At 67.4% G+C, this 14,963-nt stretch carries 17 protein-coding genes and 1 CRISPR repeat array (1 of these 18 only partly in view); of the genes, 9 read left to right on the forward strand and 8 right to left on the reverse strand.

The annotated features are described in order from the left end of the window. The first annotated feature begins 2 nt into the window (after window positions 1-2). From ACG97_RS01800 to ACG97_RS01815, 4 genes are all read left to right on the forward strand, one after another. Entirely contained in the window at window positions 3-1,199 is a 1,197-nt protein-coding gene (locus tag ACG97_RS01800) for a carboxylesterase (protein ID WP_082133612.1), read from the forward strand. A 126-nt stretch (window positions 1,200-1,325) separates the two neighbouring features. Next, window positions 1,326-2,219: an alpha/beta fold hydrolase gene (locus tag ACG97_RS01805; protein WP_082133613.1), complete on the forward strand. Its 894-nt coding sequence runs from the start codon at window positions 1,326-1,328 to the stop codon at window positions 2,217-2,219. 69 nt (window positions 2,220-2,288) lie between these two features. Next, complete coding sequence (locus ACG97_RS01810) at window positions 2,289-3,374, forward strand: aminotransferase class I/II-fold pyridoxal phosphate-dependent enzyme (RefSeq protein WP_047965615.1); 1,086 nt, start codon at window positions 2,289-2,291, stop codon at window positions 3,372-3,374. A gap of 60 nt (window positions 3,375-3,434) precedes the next feature. After that, the gene (locus ACG97_RS01815) at window positions 3,435-4,289 is read left to right on the forward strand and encodes an HDOD domain-containing protein (protein WP_047965616.1); all 855 of its coding nucleotides are present in this window, start codon (window positions 3,435-3,437) and stop codon (window positions 4,287-4,289) included. 73 nt (window positions 4,290-4,362) lie between these two features. Here ACG97_RS01815 and hslO read toward each other — a convergent pair whose 3' ends face one another. After that, window positions 4,363-5,235 (reverse strand): Hsp33 family molecular chaperone HslO, encoded by an 873-nt coding sequence (hslO, locus tag ACG97_RS01820; RefSeq protein WP_047965617.1) that lies wholly within the window; start codon window positions 5,233-5,235, stop codon window positions 4,363-4,365. Further along, entirely contained in the window at window positions 5,232-5,816 is a 585-nt protein-coding gene (locus ACG97_RS01825; protein ID WP_047965787.1) for an MFS transporter, read from the reverse strand. Before ACG97_RS01825 ends, hslO begins: the two co-directional genes overlap by 4 nt. Before the next feature lie 152 nt (window positions 5,817-5,968). Between ACG97_RS01825 and ACG97_RS01830 the strand changes: the two genes are divergently transcribed. Then, window positions 5,969-6,745 carry a class II glutamine amidotransferase gene (locus ACG97_RS01830; RefSeq protein ID WP_047965618.1) on the forward strand — a complete coding sequence of 259 codons (777 nt, stop codon included), beginning with the start codon at window positions 5,969-5,971 and terminating at the stop codon, window positions 6,743-6,745. A 38-nt stretch (window positions 6,746-6,783) separates the two neighbouring features. Continuing rightward, the gene (locus ACG97_RS01835) at window positions 6,784-7,140 is read left to right on the forward strand and encodes a 5-carboxymethyl-2-hydroxymuconate Delta-isomerase (RefSeq protein WP_047965619.1); all 357 of its coding nucleotides are present in this window, start codon (window positions 6,784-6,786) and stop codon (window positions 7,138-7,140) included. Between the two features lie 67 nt (window positions 7,141-7,207). Here ACG97_RS01835 and ACG97_RS01840 read toward each other — a convergent pair whose 3' ends face one another. From ACG97_RS01840 to radC, 4 genes are all read right to left on the reverse strand, one after another. Further along, on the reverse strand, window positions 7,208-7,582 hold the full coding sequence (locus ACG97_RS01840) for an oxidoreductase (RefSeq protein WP_047965620.1): 375 nt from the start codon (window positions 7,580-7,582) through the stop codon (window positions 7,208-7,210). An 89-nt stretch (window positions 7,583-7,671) separates the two neighbouring features. Continuing rightward, window positions 7,672-8,577, reverse strand: a complete 906-nt coding sequence (gene rbsK / locus ACG97_RS01845) for a ribokinase (RefSeq protein ID WP_047965621.1) — start codon at window positions 8,575-8,577, stop codon at window positions 7,672-7,674. 132 nt (window positions 8,578-8,709) lie between these two features. Further along, window positions 8,710-8,961: a hypothetical protein gene (locus tag ACG97_RS01850; protein WP_047965788.1), complete on the reverse strand. Its 252-nt coding sequence runs from the start codon at window positions 8,959-8,961 to the stop codon at window positions 8,710-8,712. A 102-nt stretch (window positions 8,962-9,063) separates the two neighbouring features. Further along, complete coding sequence (gene radC, locus ACG97_RS01855) at window positions 9,064-9,738, reverse strand: DNA repair protein RadC (RefSeq protein WP_047965622.1); 675 nt, start codon at window positions 9,736-9,738, stop codon at window positions 9,064-9,066. A gap of 152 nt (window positions 9,739-9,890) precedes the next feature. On the opposite strand from radC, the gene coaBC reads away from it, so the two are divergent. Together coaBC and dut are read left to right on the forward strand one after the other, a co-directional pair. Next, window positions 9,891-11,063, forward strand: a complete 1,173-nt coding sequence (coaBC, locus tag ACG97_RS01860; protein ID WP_047965623.1) for a bifunctional phosphopantothenoylcysteine decarboxylase/phosphopantothenate--cysteine ligase CoaBC — start codon at window positions 9,891-9,893, stop codon at window positions 11,061-11,063. A 72-nt stretch (window positions 11,064-11,135) separates the two neighbouring features. Continuing rightward, complete coding sequence (gene dut, locus ACG97_RS01865; protein WP_047965624.1) at window positions 11,136-11,588, forward strand: dUTP diphosphatase; 453 nt, start codon at window positions 11,136-11,138, stop codon at window positions 11,586-11,588. 70 nt (window positions 11,589-11,658) lie between these two features. Here dut and ACG97_RS01870 read toward each other — a convergent pair whose 3' ends face one another. Together ACG97_RS01870 and ACG97_RS01875 are read right to left on the reverse strand one after the other, a co-directional pair. Beyond that, window positions 11,659-12,657 (reverse strand): hypothetical protein, encoded by a 999-nt coding sequence (locus ACG97_RS01870; RefSeq protein WP_047965625.1) that lies wholly within the window; start codon window positions 12,655-12,657, stop codon window positions 11,659-11,661. 144 nt (window positions 12,658-12,801) lie between these two features. Next, entirely contained in the window at window positions 12,802-13,590 is a 789-nt protein-coding gene (locus ACG97_RS01875) for a helix-turn-helix domain-containing protein (RefSeq protein ID WP_047965626.1), read from the reverse strand. A 96-nt stretch (window positions 13,591-13,686) separates the two neighbouring features. On the opposite strand from ACG97_RS01875, the gene ACG97_RS01880 reads away from it, so the two are divergent. Continuing rightward, window positions 13,687-14,586 carry a DMT family transporter gene (locus ACG97_RS01880; RefSeq protein WP_047965627.1) on the forward strand — a complete coding sequence of 300 codons (900 nt, stop codon included), beginning with the start codon at window positions 13,687-13,689 and terminating at the stop codon, window positions 14,584-14,586. A 191-nt stretch (window positions 14,587-14,777) separates the two neighbouring features. Continuing rightward, window positions 14,778-14,963: direct repeats of the CRISPR family, unit length 29 nt; unit sequence GGAAACACCCCCACGGGCGTGGGGAAGAC; it runs 209 nt beyond the window's last position.

The raw sequence follows: 14,963 nt of genomic DNA on the forward strand, positions 1-14,963 counted from the left end.
CCATGCCCATCCGCGCCCTGACCCTGCCGCTACTGGCCGCCGCGTTCGCCGTCGCCGCCTGCAGCCAGACCCGCCCGCCGCCCAAGCCGCCACTGGGGCAGGCCAGCTTTGCCAGCTACCGGCAGGAGACGCGGCAATGGCTGCGCCAGCATCGCCAGTTCCTCGGCGCCGACATCGAGCGCGAGCTGGACTTCAACAGCCCGCACGAGTGGCAGCCGGCCGGTGCGCCGCGCGGCGGCGTGCTGCTGGTACACGGGCTGGGCGATTCGCCGTTTTCCTTTGTCGACATCGCGCCGCGGCTGGCGCAGCAGGGCTGGCTGGTGCGCACCGTGCTGCTGCCCGGCCACGGCAGCACGCCGCAATCGCTGCTGCCGGTGGCGATGGCCGACTGGCAGCAGGTGGTGCGCGAACAGACGCGGCTGCTGCAGCGGGAGGTTGGCCGCGTCTGGCTCGGCGGTTTTTCCACCGGCGGCAATCTGGTGCTGGGCGAGGCACTGGCCAATGCCGATATCGCCGGCCTGCTGCTGTTCTCGCCCGGCCTCAAGTCCGACAGCCGCCTCGACTGGCTGACACCGTGGCTGGCGCCGCTGCGGCCGTGGCTGCGCCCGCCGGAGCCCGGCCGCGCGCAGCAGACGCCGGTGCGCTACCTGAACGTGCCGACCAACGGCTTCGGCCAGTACTACCGCAGCAGCGCCAGCGTGCGCGCACAGCTGGCCCGCCAGCCCTACCCGCGGCCGGTGCTGATGGTGCTGAGCGAGCACGATTCGGTGCTCGACGTGCGCTACACGCTGGCGCAGTTCAGCCAGCGCTTCAGCCATCCGCACAGCCGGCTGATCTGGTACGGCAACGCGCCGGCCAGCAGCGACCAGCGCGTGCTGTGGCGCCCGGACCGGCTGCCGCAGCAGCGCATCAGCCAGTTTTCACACATGAGCGTGCTGTTTGCGCCGGACAACCCGCTGTACGGCCGCGACGGCAGCCTGCGCCTGTGCCAGAACGGGCAGGACGCTGCCGATGACGCCGCCTGCCGCAACGGCGCCACGGTGTGGTATTCCGACTGGGGCTACCGCGAAGCCGGCAAGGTACACGCCCGGCTGACCTTCAATCCCTATTTCGACTGGCAGCTGCAGCAGATACAGCAGCTGCTGGCAGGCAGCAGCGCCGGCGACGCCACGCTGCAGCAGGCGGCCGATGCGCGCTGAGCCGTCCGCCGCCACGCTTGCGGCCAACGTTGGCCGCAGCGTGGCACTCGGCAGGCCGGATGCCAGCCGCTACACTACGGGGCTTCCATTACGCCGGCCTACACCGGATTGCACCGGATCGCCCCCATGCCCGACTGCTATCAGCCGCTGCGCCAGCCGCGCAGCGAGTACCACCACTTCAACGGCCATCCCTGCCACGTGCTGCGCTGGGGCGAGCCCGACGCGCCGCTGCTGTTCATGCTGCACGGCTGGATGGATTGCGCGCTGACCTTCCAGTTCATCGCCGACCTGTTGCCAGAGTGGCAGATCATCGCCCCGGACTGGCGTGGCTTCGGCGCCAGCGGCTGGAACAGCGGCAGCTACTACAGCGCCGACTACCTCGCCGATCTCGACGCGCTGCTGCAGCACTACAGCCCGCAGGCGGCGGCCAAGGTGGTCGGCCACAGCATGGGCGCCATGGTCAGCGGCCTGTACGCCGGCATCCGCCCGGAGCGCGTGGCGAAGCTGGCGCTGGTGGAGGGCTTCGGCCTCGCCGACAGCCGCGCGGCCGAGGCGCCGGGCCGCTACGCGCGCTGGCTGCGCGAGAAGCAGCAACCGCCGGCCTACCAGCCGCTGGCGTCACTGGCGGAGGTGGCACGCCGGCTGCAGGAGCGCAACCCGCACCTGGGCGCCGACAAGGCCGCCTTCATGGCGCAGGCACTGACCACGCAGCGCGACGGCGCGCTGAGCTACCGCGCCGATCCGCGCCACAAGATGGTCAACCCGGTGCTGTACCGGCTGGAAGAGGCCAAGGCCTGCTGGCGTCGCATCAGCTGCCCGGTGCAGTGGGTGATCGGCGGCGAGATGTGGGACCACCCGATGGCCAAGGGCGTGTTCGACACCCTCGACGAGCGCCGTGCCTGCTTTGCCGACCTGCGCGAAGCCGTCATCGCCGACGCCGGCCACATGGTGCAGTGGGAACAACCGGCAAGCCTGGCCGCAACGCTGCAATCGTTCTTTGCTCAGGAACAATCCGTCTAAGCGAGCTATGGATTTCGGGCTGCCCTTAACGTAAGGTAAACGCCATTGTCGTTTTTACCGGAGCCCGCCATGACCCGCTACGCCCGCCATCTGCAACAGCGCACCATCGTCAACCCGTTCCAGGGCCTGCCACGGCTGGAGGCCGCCATCGGCCGCCGCATCGTGTCGCGCATCGGCTCCAACGAGAGCATGCCGATTGCCGGCCACCCGCTGGCGACGCAGTGGGGCGAGGCGCTGTACGAGCTGGCGCGGCTGTATCCGGACCCGTACGCCAGCGCCATCCGCGAGCGCGCCGCGGCGCTGAACAGCGTGGATGCGGCCAACGTGGTGGTCGATGCCGGCGCCGACAGCCTGATCGCGCTGTTCCTGCGCGCGCGGGTGTCGCCCGGCGACGTGGTGGTGTGCACCGCCGGCACCTACCCCACCTTCCGCTACTTTGCCGAGGGCGTCGGCGCCGAGATCGTCGAGGTGCCGTACGCCGAGCACGACGGCGTGCTGGTCAACGACCTGCCGGCGCTGGCCGCCGCCGCCAACGCGCACCAGGCGGCGCTGGTCTACCTCGCCAACCCGGACAACCCGACCGGCACCTTCCACCCGCGCGATGCCGTTGCCAGCCTGCGCGCCGCGCTGGCCGACGACACCCTGCTGCTGCTGGACGAGGCCTATGTCGACTTCTGCGCCGCCGCCGAGCGCCAGGGCGTGCTGGCCAACACCGTGCGCCTGCGCACGCTGTCGAAGGCGCACGGCCTCGCCGGGCTGCGCGTCGGCTACGCCATCGCGCCAGAGGAATGGATCAGCAAGGCCGACCAGATCCGCACCCAGTTTGCCGTCTCAAGCTTCGCACAGGCGGCGGCGGCGGCGGTACTGGATGCGCCGCACTGCGCCGACACCATCATCCGCGACACCTGCCGGCTGCGCGAGCAGCTGCACGCGGCACTGGCCGGCGGCGGGCTGCGCGTGCTGCCGTCGCACACCAACTTTGTCTGCATCGTGTACCCGGATGCCGACAGCGCGCTGCAGCGGCAAAAGGCACTGTTGCAGCAGGGCATCGCGGTGCACCGTCCGCCGCATCCGGCGATGCAGCACATCCTGCGCGTCACCGCTCACCCTGACGCATGTCAAGATTCAACCATTGCCGTACTGCTGCCAGCCTAAACACGGGTACACTGTGCCGTATTGCCCTGTACCCACCCCACCATAAAAAGCGGCCGCAACATGAAGGTTCCCCATTTCGACCAAGACACCACCGCCGCGCTGGTACGCAACCTGGTGATTCCGCCGCGTCCGGCGCTGCTGGACCAGCTCGCCGCGTTGCGCAACGATCCGGAGATGAGCCTGCTGGATGTCGCCGGGCTGATCGCCACCGACATCGGCCTGTCGGCCGCCATTCTCAAGGCCGCCAACAGCCCGCTGTTCAGCAGCCAGCGCAACATCACCTCGGTGCAGCAGGCGGTCAGCCTGCTCGGCACCCGCAACACCATCACCCTGGTCAGCGGCCTGCTGCTGCGCCTGGCGCTGACTGCAGAATCGCCGCCGGCGATCGAGCAGCTCTGGGAACGCAGCATGCAGGAGGCCGCCATCGCCGCCGCGCTGTGCGAGCGGCTGGGCCGGCCGACGGAAGAGTGCCAGAGCTTTGCGCTGTTCCGCAGCTGCGGCATCGCGGTGATGCTGATGCGCGATACGCGCTACGAACGCACACTGCGCCTGATCGGCCAGGCGCGCGACCGCCAGATCAGCAAGATCGAGCAGGAATTCCACAACACCAGCCACGACATCGTCGGCTACCTGGTGGCGCGCACCTGGAACATGCCGGAGCCGTTCTGCCAGGCGATCCTGCTGCAGCACCAACCGGAGCTGTTCCAGGTCGGCAGCGAGCCGCTGCTGGATCACGAGCACATGATGATGGTGGCGGTGGCGCGCGCGGCACAGTATGTGTGGCGCACCAGTACCGACCACCACGGCGACGGCGCCTGGCGCGAGCGCGCCGACGACATCGTCAGCTATCTGGGCATGGACAGCACCGAGTTCGAGGACTGGGTCGACAGCATGCACCACCAGCTGCACCACTGAGCGCTGCCTCCTCGGCGGCAGCCATGAAAAAACCGGACGCTGGCGTCCGGTTTTTGTTTGTGCGGTGCCCTGTTCAGTGGCGCGCTTCGCGCACCGCCGCCATCACGTCGAAGTTGAACAGGCGATTGACGTCGTCTTCGTCGAACACATAACGTTGGCCGCAATACTCGCAGCCGATCTCGATGCTGCCCTGCTCCAGCACCACGTCGGCCGCCTCCTGGCCGCCGAGCAGCTTCAGCATCTCGCCGACGCGCTCCTCGCTGCAGTTGCAGGCAAAGCTGACCGCCGCCGGGTCGAACACGCGCACCGTTTCCTGGTGGTAGAGCCGGTACAGGATGTCGTCGGCCCCCAGTGTCAGCAGCTCGTCCTGCTGCAGGGTGTCGGCCAGCGCCACCACGTGCGGCCAACCTTCGGCGTCGCCGTGCCCGTCCGGCAGGCGCTGCAGCAAGAGGCCGGCGGCGGTGTCGTCGTTGCAGGCCAGGATCAGGCGGGTGTCCAGCTGCTCCGAGCGCTGCATGTAGTTCTCCAGCATCTGCGCGATGCTGTCCCCTTCCAGCGCCACGATACCCTGCCACGGCTCGCCCTCTTTCGGCTCCAGCGTCACCACGAAGGTGCCGCCCTCGCCCAGCAACTCGGCCAGCGGCGCGTCGGTGATGGCGGCGTCAAAGCGCGCGGTGGCGCGCACGGTGCGCTCGCTGGTGCATTCCGCCACCGCCAGGCGCAGCGCGCCCTTGCCGTGCAGCTGCATGATCAGCGTGCCGTCAAACTTGAGGTTGGCAGCCAGCAGGCTGCTGGCGGCGACCATCTGGCCCAGCACGTGGCGCACCGCCGCCGGGTAGTTGTGGCGGGTCACCACCTGCTGCCAGGCACCGTCCAGGCGCACCAGCGCGCCACGGACCGGCACACCGTCGAACAGGAAGCGCTGCAGGGTATCGGCTTGGTTCATTTGTCAGAATCCTTATCAATCGAAACAGTGTAGAGCGACATCGGCAACGCGCTGCTGGCGTCGAACTCGGCGCCGGCACGCACCGCCGCCTCGGCAATCGCCCTGGCGTCCAGCGCGCTGTCGTACAGCGCGTGCATCGCGCCCATCGCGAACTTGCGGCCGGAGCCGATGGCCCAGAAACGGGAAAATTCGTACACCTCGCGCATCGGGTAGACGCCGAAGATGCCGTGGGTATTGGCGACCAGCACCATCATCTGGCTGGATTCGTACGGGTCTTCCTCGTCTTCTTCCGGGCGCAGGAAAAAGTGGTCTTTCAGCTTGGGGTGGATCTTGCGAAAGGTCTCGAACAGGCCGCTGCGGCTGGACAGGTCGCGCGATTTCATCCCCTTCAGCGCGCCCTGCAGCACCAGGTCGTGCGCCGCCGAGCCGGCAATGGCCAGATAGCTGTCGCCAAGACGGAAGATCTTGTCGTGAAACACGTCATAGGCCGCCGGCAAGCGCTGGTCGTCGCCAAACGTGGTCTGGCTGTCCGCCGCGATGGCGATCTGCCCGTTCTTGCGTACTACCACGATGGTGGTCATCGCCATCTCCCCCGGAAAAGAAAGCAAAGGTGGTGATTTTACTGGAAATTGCAAGCCCTGCCTGCATCCGGCGCGGCAACAGGCTTGGCGCGCGCGCCGCTGCGTGAAACAATAAGGTATCACCCCGGCAACACCGCAGAAACGGACCCACCATGTGCCAGCTGCTCGGCATGAACTGCAATACCCCGACCGACATCCTGTTCTCCTTCGAGGGCTTCCACCGCCGCGGCGGGCTGACCGACCATCACGCCGATGGCTGGGGCATCGCCTTTTTCGAGGGCAAGGGCGTGCGCCTGTTCATCGACGACAAGCCATCGGCGGATTCGCCGGTGTCGGCGCTGGTGCGGCAGTACCCGATCAAGTCGCAAAACGTGATCGCGCACATCCGCAAGGCGACGCAGGGCGTGATCAACCTCGCCAATTGCCACCCGTTCCAGCGCGAGATCTGGGGCCAGTACTGGATCTTTGCCCACAACGGCGACCTGAAGGATTTCCACGCCCGCCCCGGCTGCTACTACAACGCGGTGGGCAGTACCGACTCCGAGGCCGCGTTCTGCTACATCATGGAAGCGCTGCGCGCCAAGTGGTGCACGCCGCCGGATACCGCCACGCTGTTTGCCGAAATCGCGCGCCTGGCCGCCGAGCTGCACGGCTACGGCATCTTCAACTTCATGCTGTCCAACGGCGACTGGCTGATCACCCACTGCAGCACCAAACTGCACTACATCGTGCGCCAGGCGCCGTTCCCGGCGGCGCACCTGGTCGACGAGGACGTCACCGTCGACTTTGCCACCGTGACCACCCCCGACGACCGTGTCGCGGTAATCGCCACCATCCCGCTGACCGACAACGAGCAGTGGACGGCGATGCAGGCCGGCGAAATGATCCTGTTCCGCGACGGCGCGCCGCTGCTGCAACACCAGTCCTGATCCGTCCCAACGTTGGCCGCAAGGCCGGAAAGCCCCCCATGCCGCACCTGACTGCCGAATACAGTGCCAATCTCGACCGCCTTGCCGTGCGCCCGCTGCTGCACGCGCTCAATGCCGCGCTCATCGCCAGCGGCCAGTTCGAGGCGCTGGACATCAAGAGCCGCGCGCTGCGGCTGGAAGACTACCTGGTGGGCGAGGCCGACAGCGGCCACGCCTTCGTGCACGTCCGCCTCGACCTGCTGTCCGGGCGCAGCGACAGCGTGAAGCAGGCGCTGTCGGTGGCGCTGCTGCAGGTGCTGGACGCGCAGGTCGCGGCCCCGCCCGGTGTCGCGCTGCAACGCTGCGTCGAGGTGCGCGACATCCACCGCGCCAGCTACGCCAAGTCGTGCGCCTGAACGGCAACACCGCACAAAGAAAAAGGGAGGCCGCGGCCTCCCTTTTTTGTTGCGTGCACTGCAAAACTCAGTAGGACAACGACTCGTGACGGGTCGGCACCAGCGCCCCGGCCGACAGCGACATCATCAGCAGCGCGATGCGTTCGTGCATGATCACCGTGTGACTGTTACCGGCAAACTGCATGAAACGGCGCAGGTCCTCGCGGACTTTGCGCGAGCCGGTGAGGTCGATGATGATGTCGATGCGTTCGCCCTGCTCGGCCAGCTCGATGAAGTTATCGGTGACCGGCACCCCTGCCTCGCGCGCGATCGCGATGCCCGGCAACGCGAGATTCAGCTCCGCGACGCCGACCAGTTCGACAAAAGGCGCAGCCAGCAGCTGCTTGAGTAGTGGCGTCCCGGTTTCACCGGCCCCCACCATGGCAATGCGGATTTTTTCCATTGTGACCTCCATGACTGCCTATGCACCAGGCATCAGGCATCAGAAGGCGACACTCTAGCAATCCGCGCCGGCCGGCGAATTGCGCTGGATCAATTCCCCGCCGCATCCTGCGCCGCCAGGAAGGCCTGCAGCTCGGCCAGCGTCGGCATGCCGCCCTGGGCGCCGACCCGGGTCACCGCGAGCGCGCCGGCGGCGGCGGCCAGCCGCATCGCCGTCTCCACCCCCTGCGGCAGGAAAGCCGCCAGCGCGCCGTTGAAGGTATCGCCGGCGCCAGTGCTGTCCACCGCCGTCACCGCGAAGCCGCTCTGGTGGTGCAGGCTGCCGTCGGCGCGCGCGTGCCAGGCGCCCTGCTTGCCGTGCGTCATCACCACCTTGCCCGGCAGCGCGGCCAGCAGCGTCGCGATGTCCTCGCCCTCGCGCTGCAGCAGCAGCGCCAGCTCGTGTTCGTTCGGCGTCAGCAGGCTGGCGCCGTCGATGATGTCCTGCGGCAGGGCCTGCGCCGGTGCCGGGTTGAGGATCACCGGCACGCGGTGGCGTGCCGCCAGCGCCAGCAGCGCGCGCACCGTCGGCAGCGGGATTTCCAGCTGCGTCAGGATCACATCGGCGGCGGCGATGGTGGCCGCGGCGGCCTCGATATCGGCCGGCAACAGCTGGTGGTTGGCGCCGGGGATCACCACGATGTGGTTGTCGCCGCCGCTGACGGTGATCACCGCCACGCCGCTGGCAACGCCGTCGGCCACGCCGACGTGGCGGGTGTCGACGCCCTCCGCCTGCAGCCCGGCCAGCAACTCGCCACCGAAGGCGTCGCGGCCAACCTTGCCCACCATGCTGACCTCGGCGCCCAGCCGCCGCGCCGCCACCGCCTGGTTGGCGCCCTTGCCGCCGGGCAGGGTCAGGAAGCGCTCGCCGGTGATGGTTTCGCCCGGTTGCGGAAAGCGCGGCGCCAGCGCCACCAGATCCATATTGATGCTGCCTACCACCACCACCTTGCCCATACCCTGCCCTCGTGTGCTGTCGTTATCGGGAATATCAAACAGGTGCGCAGTATCGCCGCCATGAAAAAGGCTGCCAAGTGCCCGCCAATCGGCGGACAGCTGGCAGCCCGGTGCCGCGCGGCATAGCCGCACTCAGTGCAGGCTGGTCTGCGACAGGAAACGGATGTAACCGACACTCTCCAGCCAGTAGCCGCCATCGGACAGCGGTGTCGCCTCTTCCAGCTCGGCCACGGTCAGCGTGAACTCGCTGCCGTCGAGCGAGGCCTCCAGCGCCACGTCGTCTTCGTCGGCGTAGTCTTCCGAGGCATACATGAATTCGGGCTTGATCAACTGGTTGTTGATCTGGATGTAGTCGGACTGATTCAGCAAGCGCAGGATGTTCATGATGGTCTCCTTGGTGCTGCCACGCTCCGTCACGAAAGGCGGGGCCGGTTTACATGCTAGCCATGACAAACTTTGCCGCAGCGTGCCGGTAGCCGCAGCCTGCTACATCCAGCCACGCTCCGCGAGGGATTCGGCGTGGCTGCCGGTGACCACAAAATGATCCAGTAAACTGATATCGACCAAGGCCAGCGCCTGCTTGAGGCTGGCGGTCAGTGCCCGGTCGGCGGCGGAGGGTTCCGCCACGCCGGACGGATGGTTGTGCGCGACGATCACCGCATGGGCATTGTGCTGCAGTGCGCGGCGCACGATCTCGCGCGGGTAGACCCGCGTCTCGGTGAGGGTGCCCCTGAATATTTCTTCGACCGCCAAAACCCGGTTTTGTGCCGTCAGGAACAGCGCCACGAACACCTCCACATCGCGCACCCCGATCGCCAGCCGCAGGTACTGCCGCACCGCCTGCGGGCTGGACAGTGCATCGCCCAGCTGCATTTCCTCCGCCAGCACCCGCCGCGCCAGCTCCTTCACCGCCATGAACTGCGCGTACTTGGCCGGCCCCAGCCCGCTGCCGCGGGCAAAATCGCCCGGCTCCGCCGAAAGCAGCTTGCCCAGACTGCCGAAGCGCTGGATCAGCTGCCGCCCCATGTCCACAGCCGAACAGCCGCGGATGCCGGTGCGCAGGAAAATGGCCAGCAACTCGGCATCGGACAGTACCGCCGGGCCGCGCTGCAACAGCTTTTCGCGCGGGCGTTCCGCTTCCGGCCAGTGGGCAATCGACATCGCAGACTCCTTATTGGGCTATAGCATGATATGTAGCAGGTTTTTAATGACATATCACTATTATGTAGTGCCGCGCCCACGCGCCGCGCTGCCGGCGGCGGCGAATACGTTACAATTCGCGCTCTGTTGCCAACCAACACAAAGCCGAACCGATGACGCAAAAACGCATCCTGCTGGGCATTACCGGCGGTGTCGCCGCCTACAAGGCCGCCGAGCTGACCCGCCTGCTGGTCAAGGCCGGCCATCACGTCGAAGTGGTGATGAGCGAAGCCGCCACCCGCTTCGTGACGCCGCTGACCTTCCAGGCGCTGTCGGGCAATGCGGTGTACAGCGATGTGTGGGACAGCCGCCCGGACAACGCGATGGCGCACATCGAGATGTCGCGCCGCGCCGACGTGTTCGTGATCGTGCCGGCCACCGCCGACTGCCTGTTCAAGCTGGCACACGGCGCCGCCAACGACCTGATCTCGACCATGGCCAGCGCGCGCACCTGCCCGCTGGTGGTGGTGCCGGCGATGAACCGGCAGATGTGGGAGAACCCGCCCAACCTGCGCAACGTCGCCCAGCTGCAGGCCGACGGCGTGCAGGTGTGGGGCCCGGCGCACGGGGTGCAGGCCTGCGGCGAGACCGGCCCCGGCCGCATGCTGGAGCCGGAAGAAGTCTTCGACCTGCTGAACGGTTTCTTCGATGAGAAAGTGCTGGCCGGCAAGCAGGTGCTGCTCACCGCCGGACCGACTTACGAGGCGATCGACACCGTGCGCGGCATCACCAACATCAGCTCCGGCAAGATGGGCTACGCACTGGCCCGCGCCTGCCGCGATGCCGGCGCCGAGGTGACGTTGGTCTCCGGCCCCACCGCGCTGGCCGCGCCGCTGGGCGTGCGCCTGCTGCCGGTGCAAAGCGCCAGCGAGATGTACCAGGCGGTGCTGTCCGAGGTTGGCCGCAGCCAGGTGTTCATCAGCGTCGCCGCGGTCGCCGACTACCGCGTCAAGAACCGCAGCGAGCACAAGATCAAGAAGGGCGACGCGCTGCCGCTGATCGAGCTGGAAGAAAACCCCGACATCCTCGCCACCGTCGCCTCCCTGCCGGCGGCGCCGTTCTGCGTCGGCTTTGCCGCCGAAAGCCAGAACCTGCTGCAGTTTGCCGACAGCAAGCGCCGCAAGAAAAAGGTGCCGCTGCTGGTCGCCAACCTGGCGCAGCAGGCGATGGGCAGCGACGACAACGAAGTCACCCTGCTCGACGACGCCGGTCAGCACCCGCTGCCGGCGATGGCCAAGGCCGAGGTGGCACGCGCCATCGTCGCCCACCTGGCCCGCCTGCTCTGAAGCACAAGCACACAAGGTTGGCCGCAGGCTTGCGGCCAACCTTTCCTTTTAGCCCATGAAACGAGTCACTGCATGAAACCCACCATCGACGTTCAAATCCTCGACGCCCGCCTGAAGGACAACCTGCCGGCCTACGCCACCAGCGGCTCCGCCGGGCTGGACCTGCGCGCCGCCATCGACGCCGAGATGACCATCGTGCCCGGCCAGACGGTGCTGGTGCCGACCGGCATGGCCATCCACCTGGCCGACCCCAAGCTGGCCGCGATGATCCTGCCGCGCTCCGGCCTCGGCCACAAACACGGCATCGTGCTGGGCAACCTCACCGGCCTGATCGATTCCGACTACCAGGGCCAGCTGTTCGTCTCGGTGTGGAACCGCGGCGACAGCGACTTCGTGCTGAAGCCGCTGGAACGCATCGCGCAGATGATCATCGTGCCGGTGGTCCAGGTCGGCTTCAACATCGTCGACAGCTTCGACGCCTCCGAGCGCGGCGAAGGCGGCTTCGGCAGCACCGGCCGCAAGTAAGCCCACCGTTAAAAACGATTGCGGCCAACCTTGGCGACAAGGTTGGCCGCAGTGTTTTGTGCCGCGCCGTTTACTGCAGCGGCGGCAAGTGCGCCTGCCACGCCGGCGGAATCCGCCGCAGCACCGCCACGCGGCAGACGTGCCAGAACGCCGACAGCGTCAGCAGCGCCGCCCCGATCAGCAGCGCGGTAATGGCAAAGCCCAGGCTGACGACACCGTACTGCTCCAGCAGGCCGCTGAACGCGTATAGCACATAGGCCAGCGCCGACACCATCAGCGCGCGGCGGTCGATACACAGCGATACCAGCGCAATCGCGCCATACAGCGCCAGCACCAGCAGCGCCTGCGCCACGCCGGAGTGGTCGCCGGGGCCGGCCAACTGCTGGAACGCCGGATGCACCAGCAACGGTGCCGCCAGCAGATGCAGCCAGAACGCGACATCGGCGCGCCGCGTCTGGCGCTGGCGGTCGCTGCTATCCCAGCGCATCGCCAATACGAAGCTGGCGAGGCCAGCGCCGAACACGATCAGGTTCAGCCAGTCGCGCAGCAGCGGCAATGCGGCCAGCAGCAGACTCGCGACACAGCCGGTCAGCGCCGCAGTGCCGGCGGCCACCGTAATCGGCACCTGGAAACGGCGCCAGTGCAGCCAGGCTGCGGCGGTCGCCATGGCACTGGCCAGCACCATCACCAGCACCGAGTCCGCGATCGACCCCGCCAGCAACGCCATGCCAGCCATGCCGGTGCCACCGACAAATGCCAGCAGCAGCACGATGGACGGCAGCGCCATCCGCCGCTGGCGGGTAAACACCTCGGCCAGCCCCCACGCCGTCACCGCCACCGCCACGCCACCACACCATGGCGCCAGCGTGCCGGCAATCCAGCCCACTGCCAGCAGCAGCAACACGCTGGCGATGACCACGAACACGTCGTTGAACCCGCTCAGTAGGCGGAAATGCTCCTCATCCGCCACTGGCTGCTGCCTTGCGACATGATGGCGAAACGCCGCCGCCGTGTCCGCGCTGAAGATGCCGGCGCGCACCGCCGAAGCGAGATCTTCTTCTGTATACATGTTGCCCTTCTCCCGTCACTGATTCTGCCGTCATCGCCACCGCACAGTCGCGGTGCCGCAGCGATCCGGCCACTGGGCGCATCATGCCATCATGCTGGTCGCCGGCAAAGCCGCCGGCCCATGCGGCGGCCAACCCTGGCCGCCTCAGCCCTCGCCGCGCATCTGCCGACGGTAGCGCTCCGGCGAAAACCCGACCTGTTTGCCGAACATGGCGATAAACGCCGACGGCGTGCCATAGCCCAGCTGCGCCGCGATGTCCTGCACCGGCCAGCCCTCCTTCAGCCACGCCAGCGCCTGCAGCAGCCGCACGCGGTTGCGCCACTGCACGAAGCTCATCCCCATCTGCTGCTGGAAGCGCCGCGCCAGCGTGCGCTCGGTGCTGTGCACCCGCTGCGCCCAGTGACCCAGCGTGGTGTTGTCGCCGGGCGCCGCACGGATGGCCGTCAGGATCGGCTGCAGCTGGCGGTCGCTGCTGTCCGGCAGGTAGCTGTCGACGCTGCCGGCGCGCACCAGATGCTCGACCAGCAGCTCGGCCTGGCGCACATCCCACGCGTCGCCCATCGCCGCCACCTCGCGCTGGCGGAAGTCCTCCAGCAGGGCACGCACCAGCGGCGTCTGCGCGATCAGGCAGGCGCGGTCCGGCAGGCGCGCGGCCAACTCCGGGCTGACATACACCGACAGATAGTCCATCGCCTGCCGCACGTGCGCGGCGTGCCCCCTCTCCGCCGGCACCCACACCAGGTAGTCGGCCGGCGCGATCAGCCGCTTGTCGTCGAGCACCAGTTCCAGCAGGCCGAGACTGATGCGGTTGATCTGGCCCCACGGATGGCGGTGCGGCTCGAAATCGGTATTGGCCATGAACTGCTCGTAACGGAAGTACAGCGGTGCCGGCGGCGGCAGCTGCAGGTCGATGGCGGAGTAAGGCGGCAGCATGTTGTCGGATTTGGCGCATGAGTTTGTCTGTTTTGCATTATAAGCAACAAAACAGACAGGCTTACACTGGCGCCATCTTGCCGCAGGAGCGTTGTCATGGCCGTACTGTTTCCCCTGCTGGCGGTGCTGATCTGGGCCGCCAACACCGTTGTTTCCAAGGCTGCCGCCGGCGTATTCGACCCGGCCGCCATTTCCTTTTACCGCTGGCTGGTCGCCGCCGTGGTGCTGACGCCGCTGCTGGCGCGCCCGCTGTGGCGCCGCCGCGCCGAGCTGCGTCCGCACCTGCCACAGCTTGCCGTGCTGTCACTCTTGGGCATGGTGATGTACCAGTGCCTGGCCTACTACGCCGCGCACAGCACCAGCGCTACCAATATGGGCGTGATCTGCGCGCTGATCCCGCTGCTGGGGCTGCTGCTGAACGGCGTGGTGTTCCGCCAGCGCATCGCGCCGGCGGCCATGCTGGGCGTGGCGCTGTCGCTGGCCGGCGTGCTGTACCTGCTCGGCCACGGCGATCCGGCCAGCCTGCTGGCTGGCGGCATCAACCGCGGCGACGCGCTGATGCTGATCGGCTCGGCGTCGTACGCGCTGTACGGCATCCTCTACAAGCGCTGGGCGCCGCCGTTCGGGCAGTGGCTGAACCTGTACAGCCAAGTGCTGCTGGCGGTGGCGATGCTGACACCGCTGGCCGCCAGCGCCGACAGCCTGGCCATCCCCGCCGCCGGCATCCCGCTGGTGCTGTTCGCCGGCATCGCCTCCTCCATCCTCGCCGCCTACTTCTGGATGCGCGGCCTGCAGCAGCTGGGCAGCGAACGCACCGCCATCTTCATGAACCTGCTGCCGCTGTTTACCGCGCTGATCGCCAGCCTGCTGCTTGGCGAAACCATCCACGCCTATCACTGGCTGGGCGGCGGCCTGATCCTGCTCGGCGTCAGCCTGACCCAGGGCGGCCTCGCCCCGCTGTGGCGGCGCTGGCGGCCGGCGGCGCAATCCGCGTAAAGCCTGGACGACAAAAAACCCGCAAAGCCTTGTGGCTAGCGGGTTTCTGTTCTGTCTTGGACTTCCTTGGAAGTCAATATAGTCCTGACTTCTACCGAACTATGGCCTGAATGTCTTGCCAGATAATGATTATTGCATCGTAAAAAACAGAAAGGTACACACTTTGTCCCTTGAACTGACCATTCTGTATTGGAAACACCCCCACGGGCGTGGGGAAGACCTACGGCATACGGTGCTGTCGCTGGAACCGGTGGAAACACCCCCACGGGCGTGGGGAAGACCACCTGCTGGCACTTGTCCGGCGATGCGGACTGGAAACACCCCCACGGGCGTGGGGAAGACGTGAACTTGCTCAGCAAGATGACCAGCCGCGAGGA

This window comes from Vogesella sp. EB, assembly GCF_001037925.1.
Lineage (GTDB): Bacteria > Pseudomonadota > Gammaproteobacteria > Burkholderiales > Chromobacteriaceae > Vogesella > Vogesella indigofera.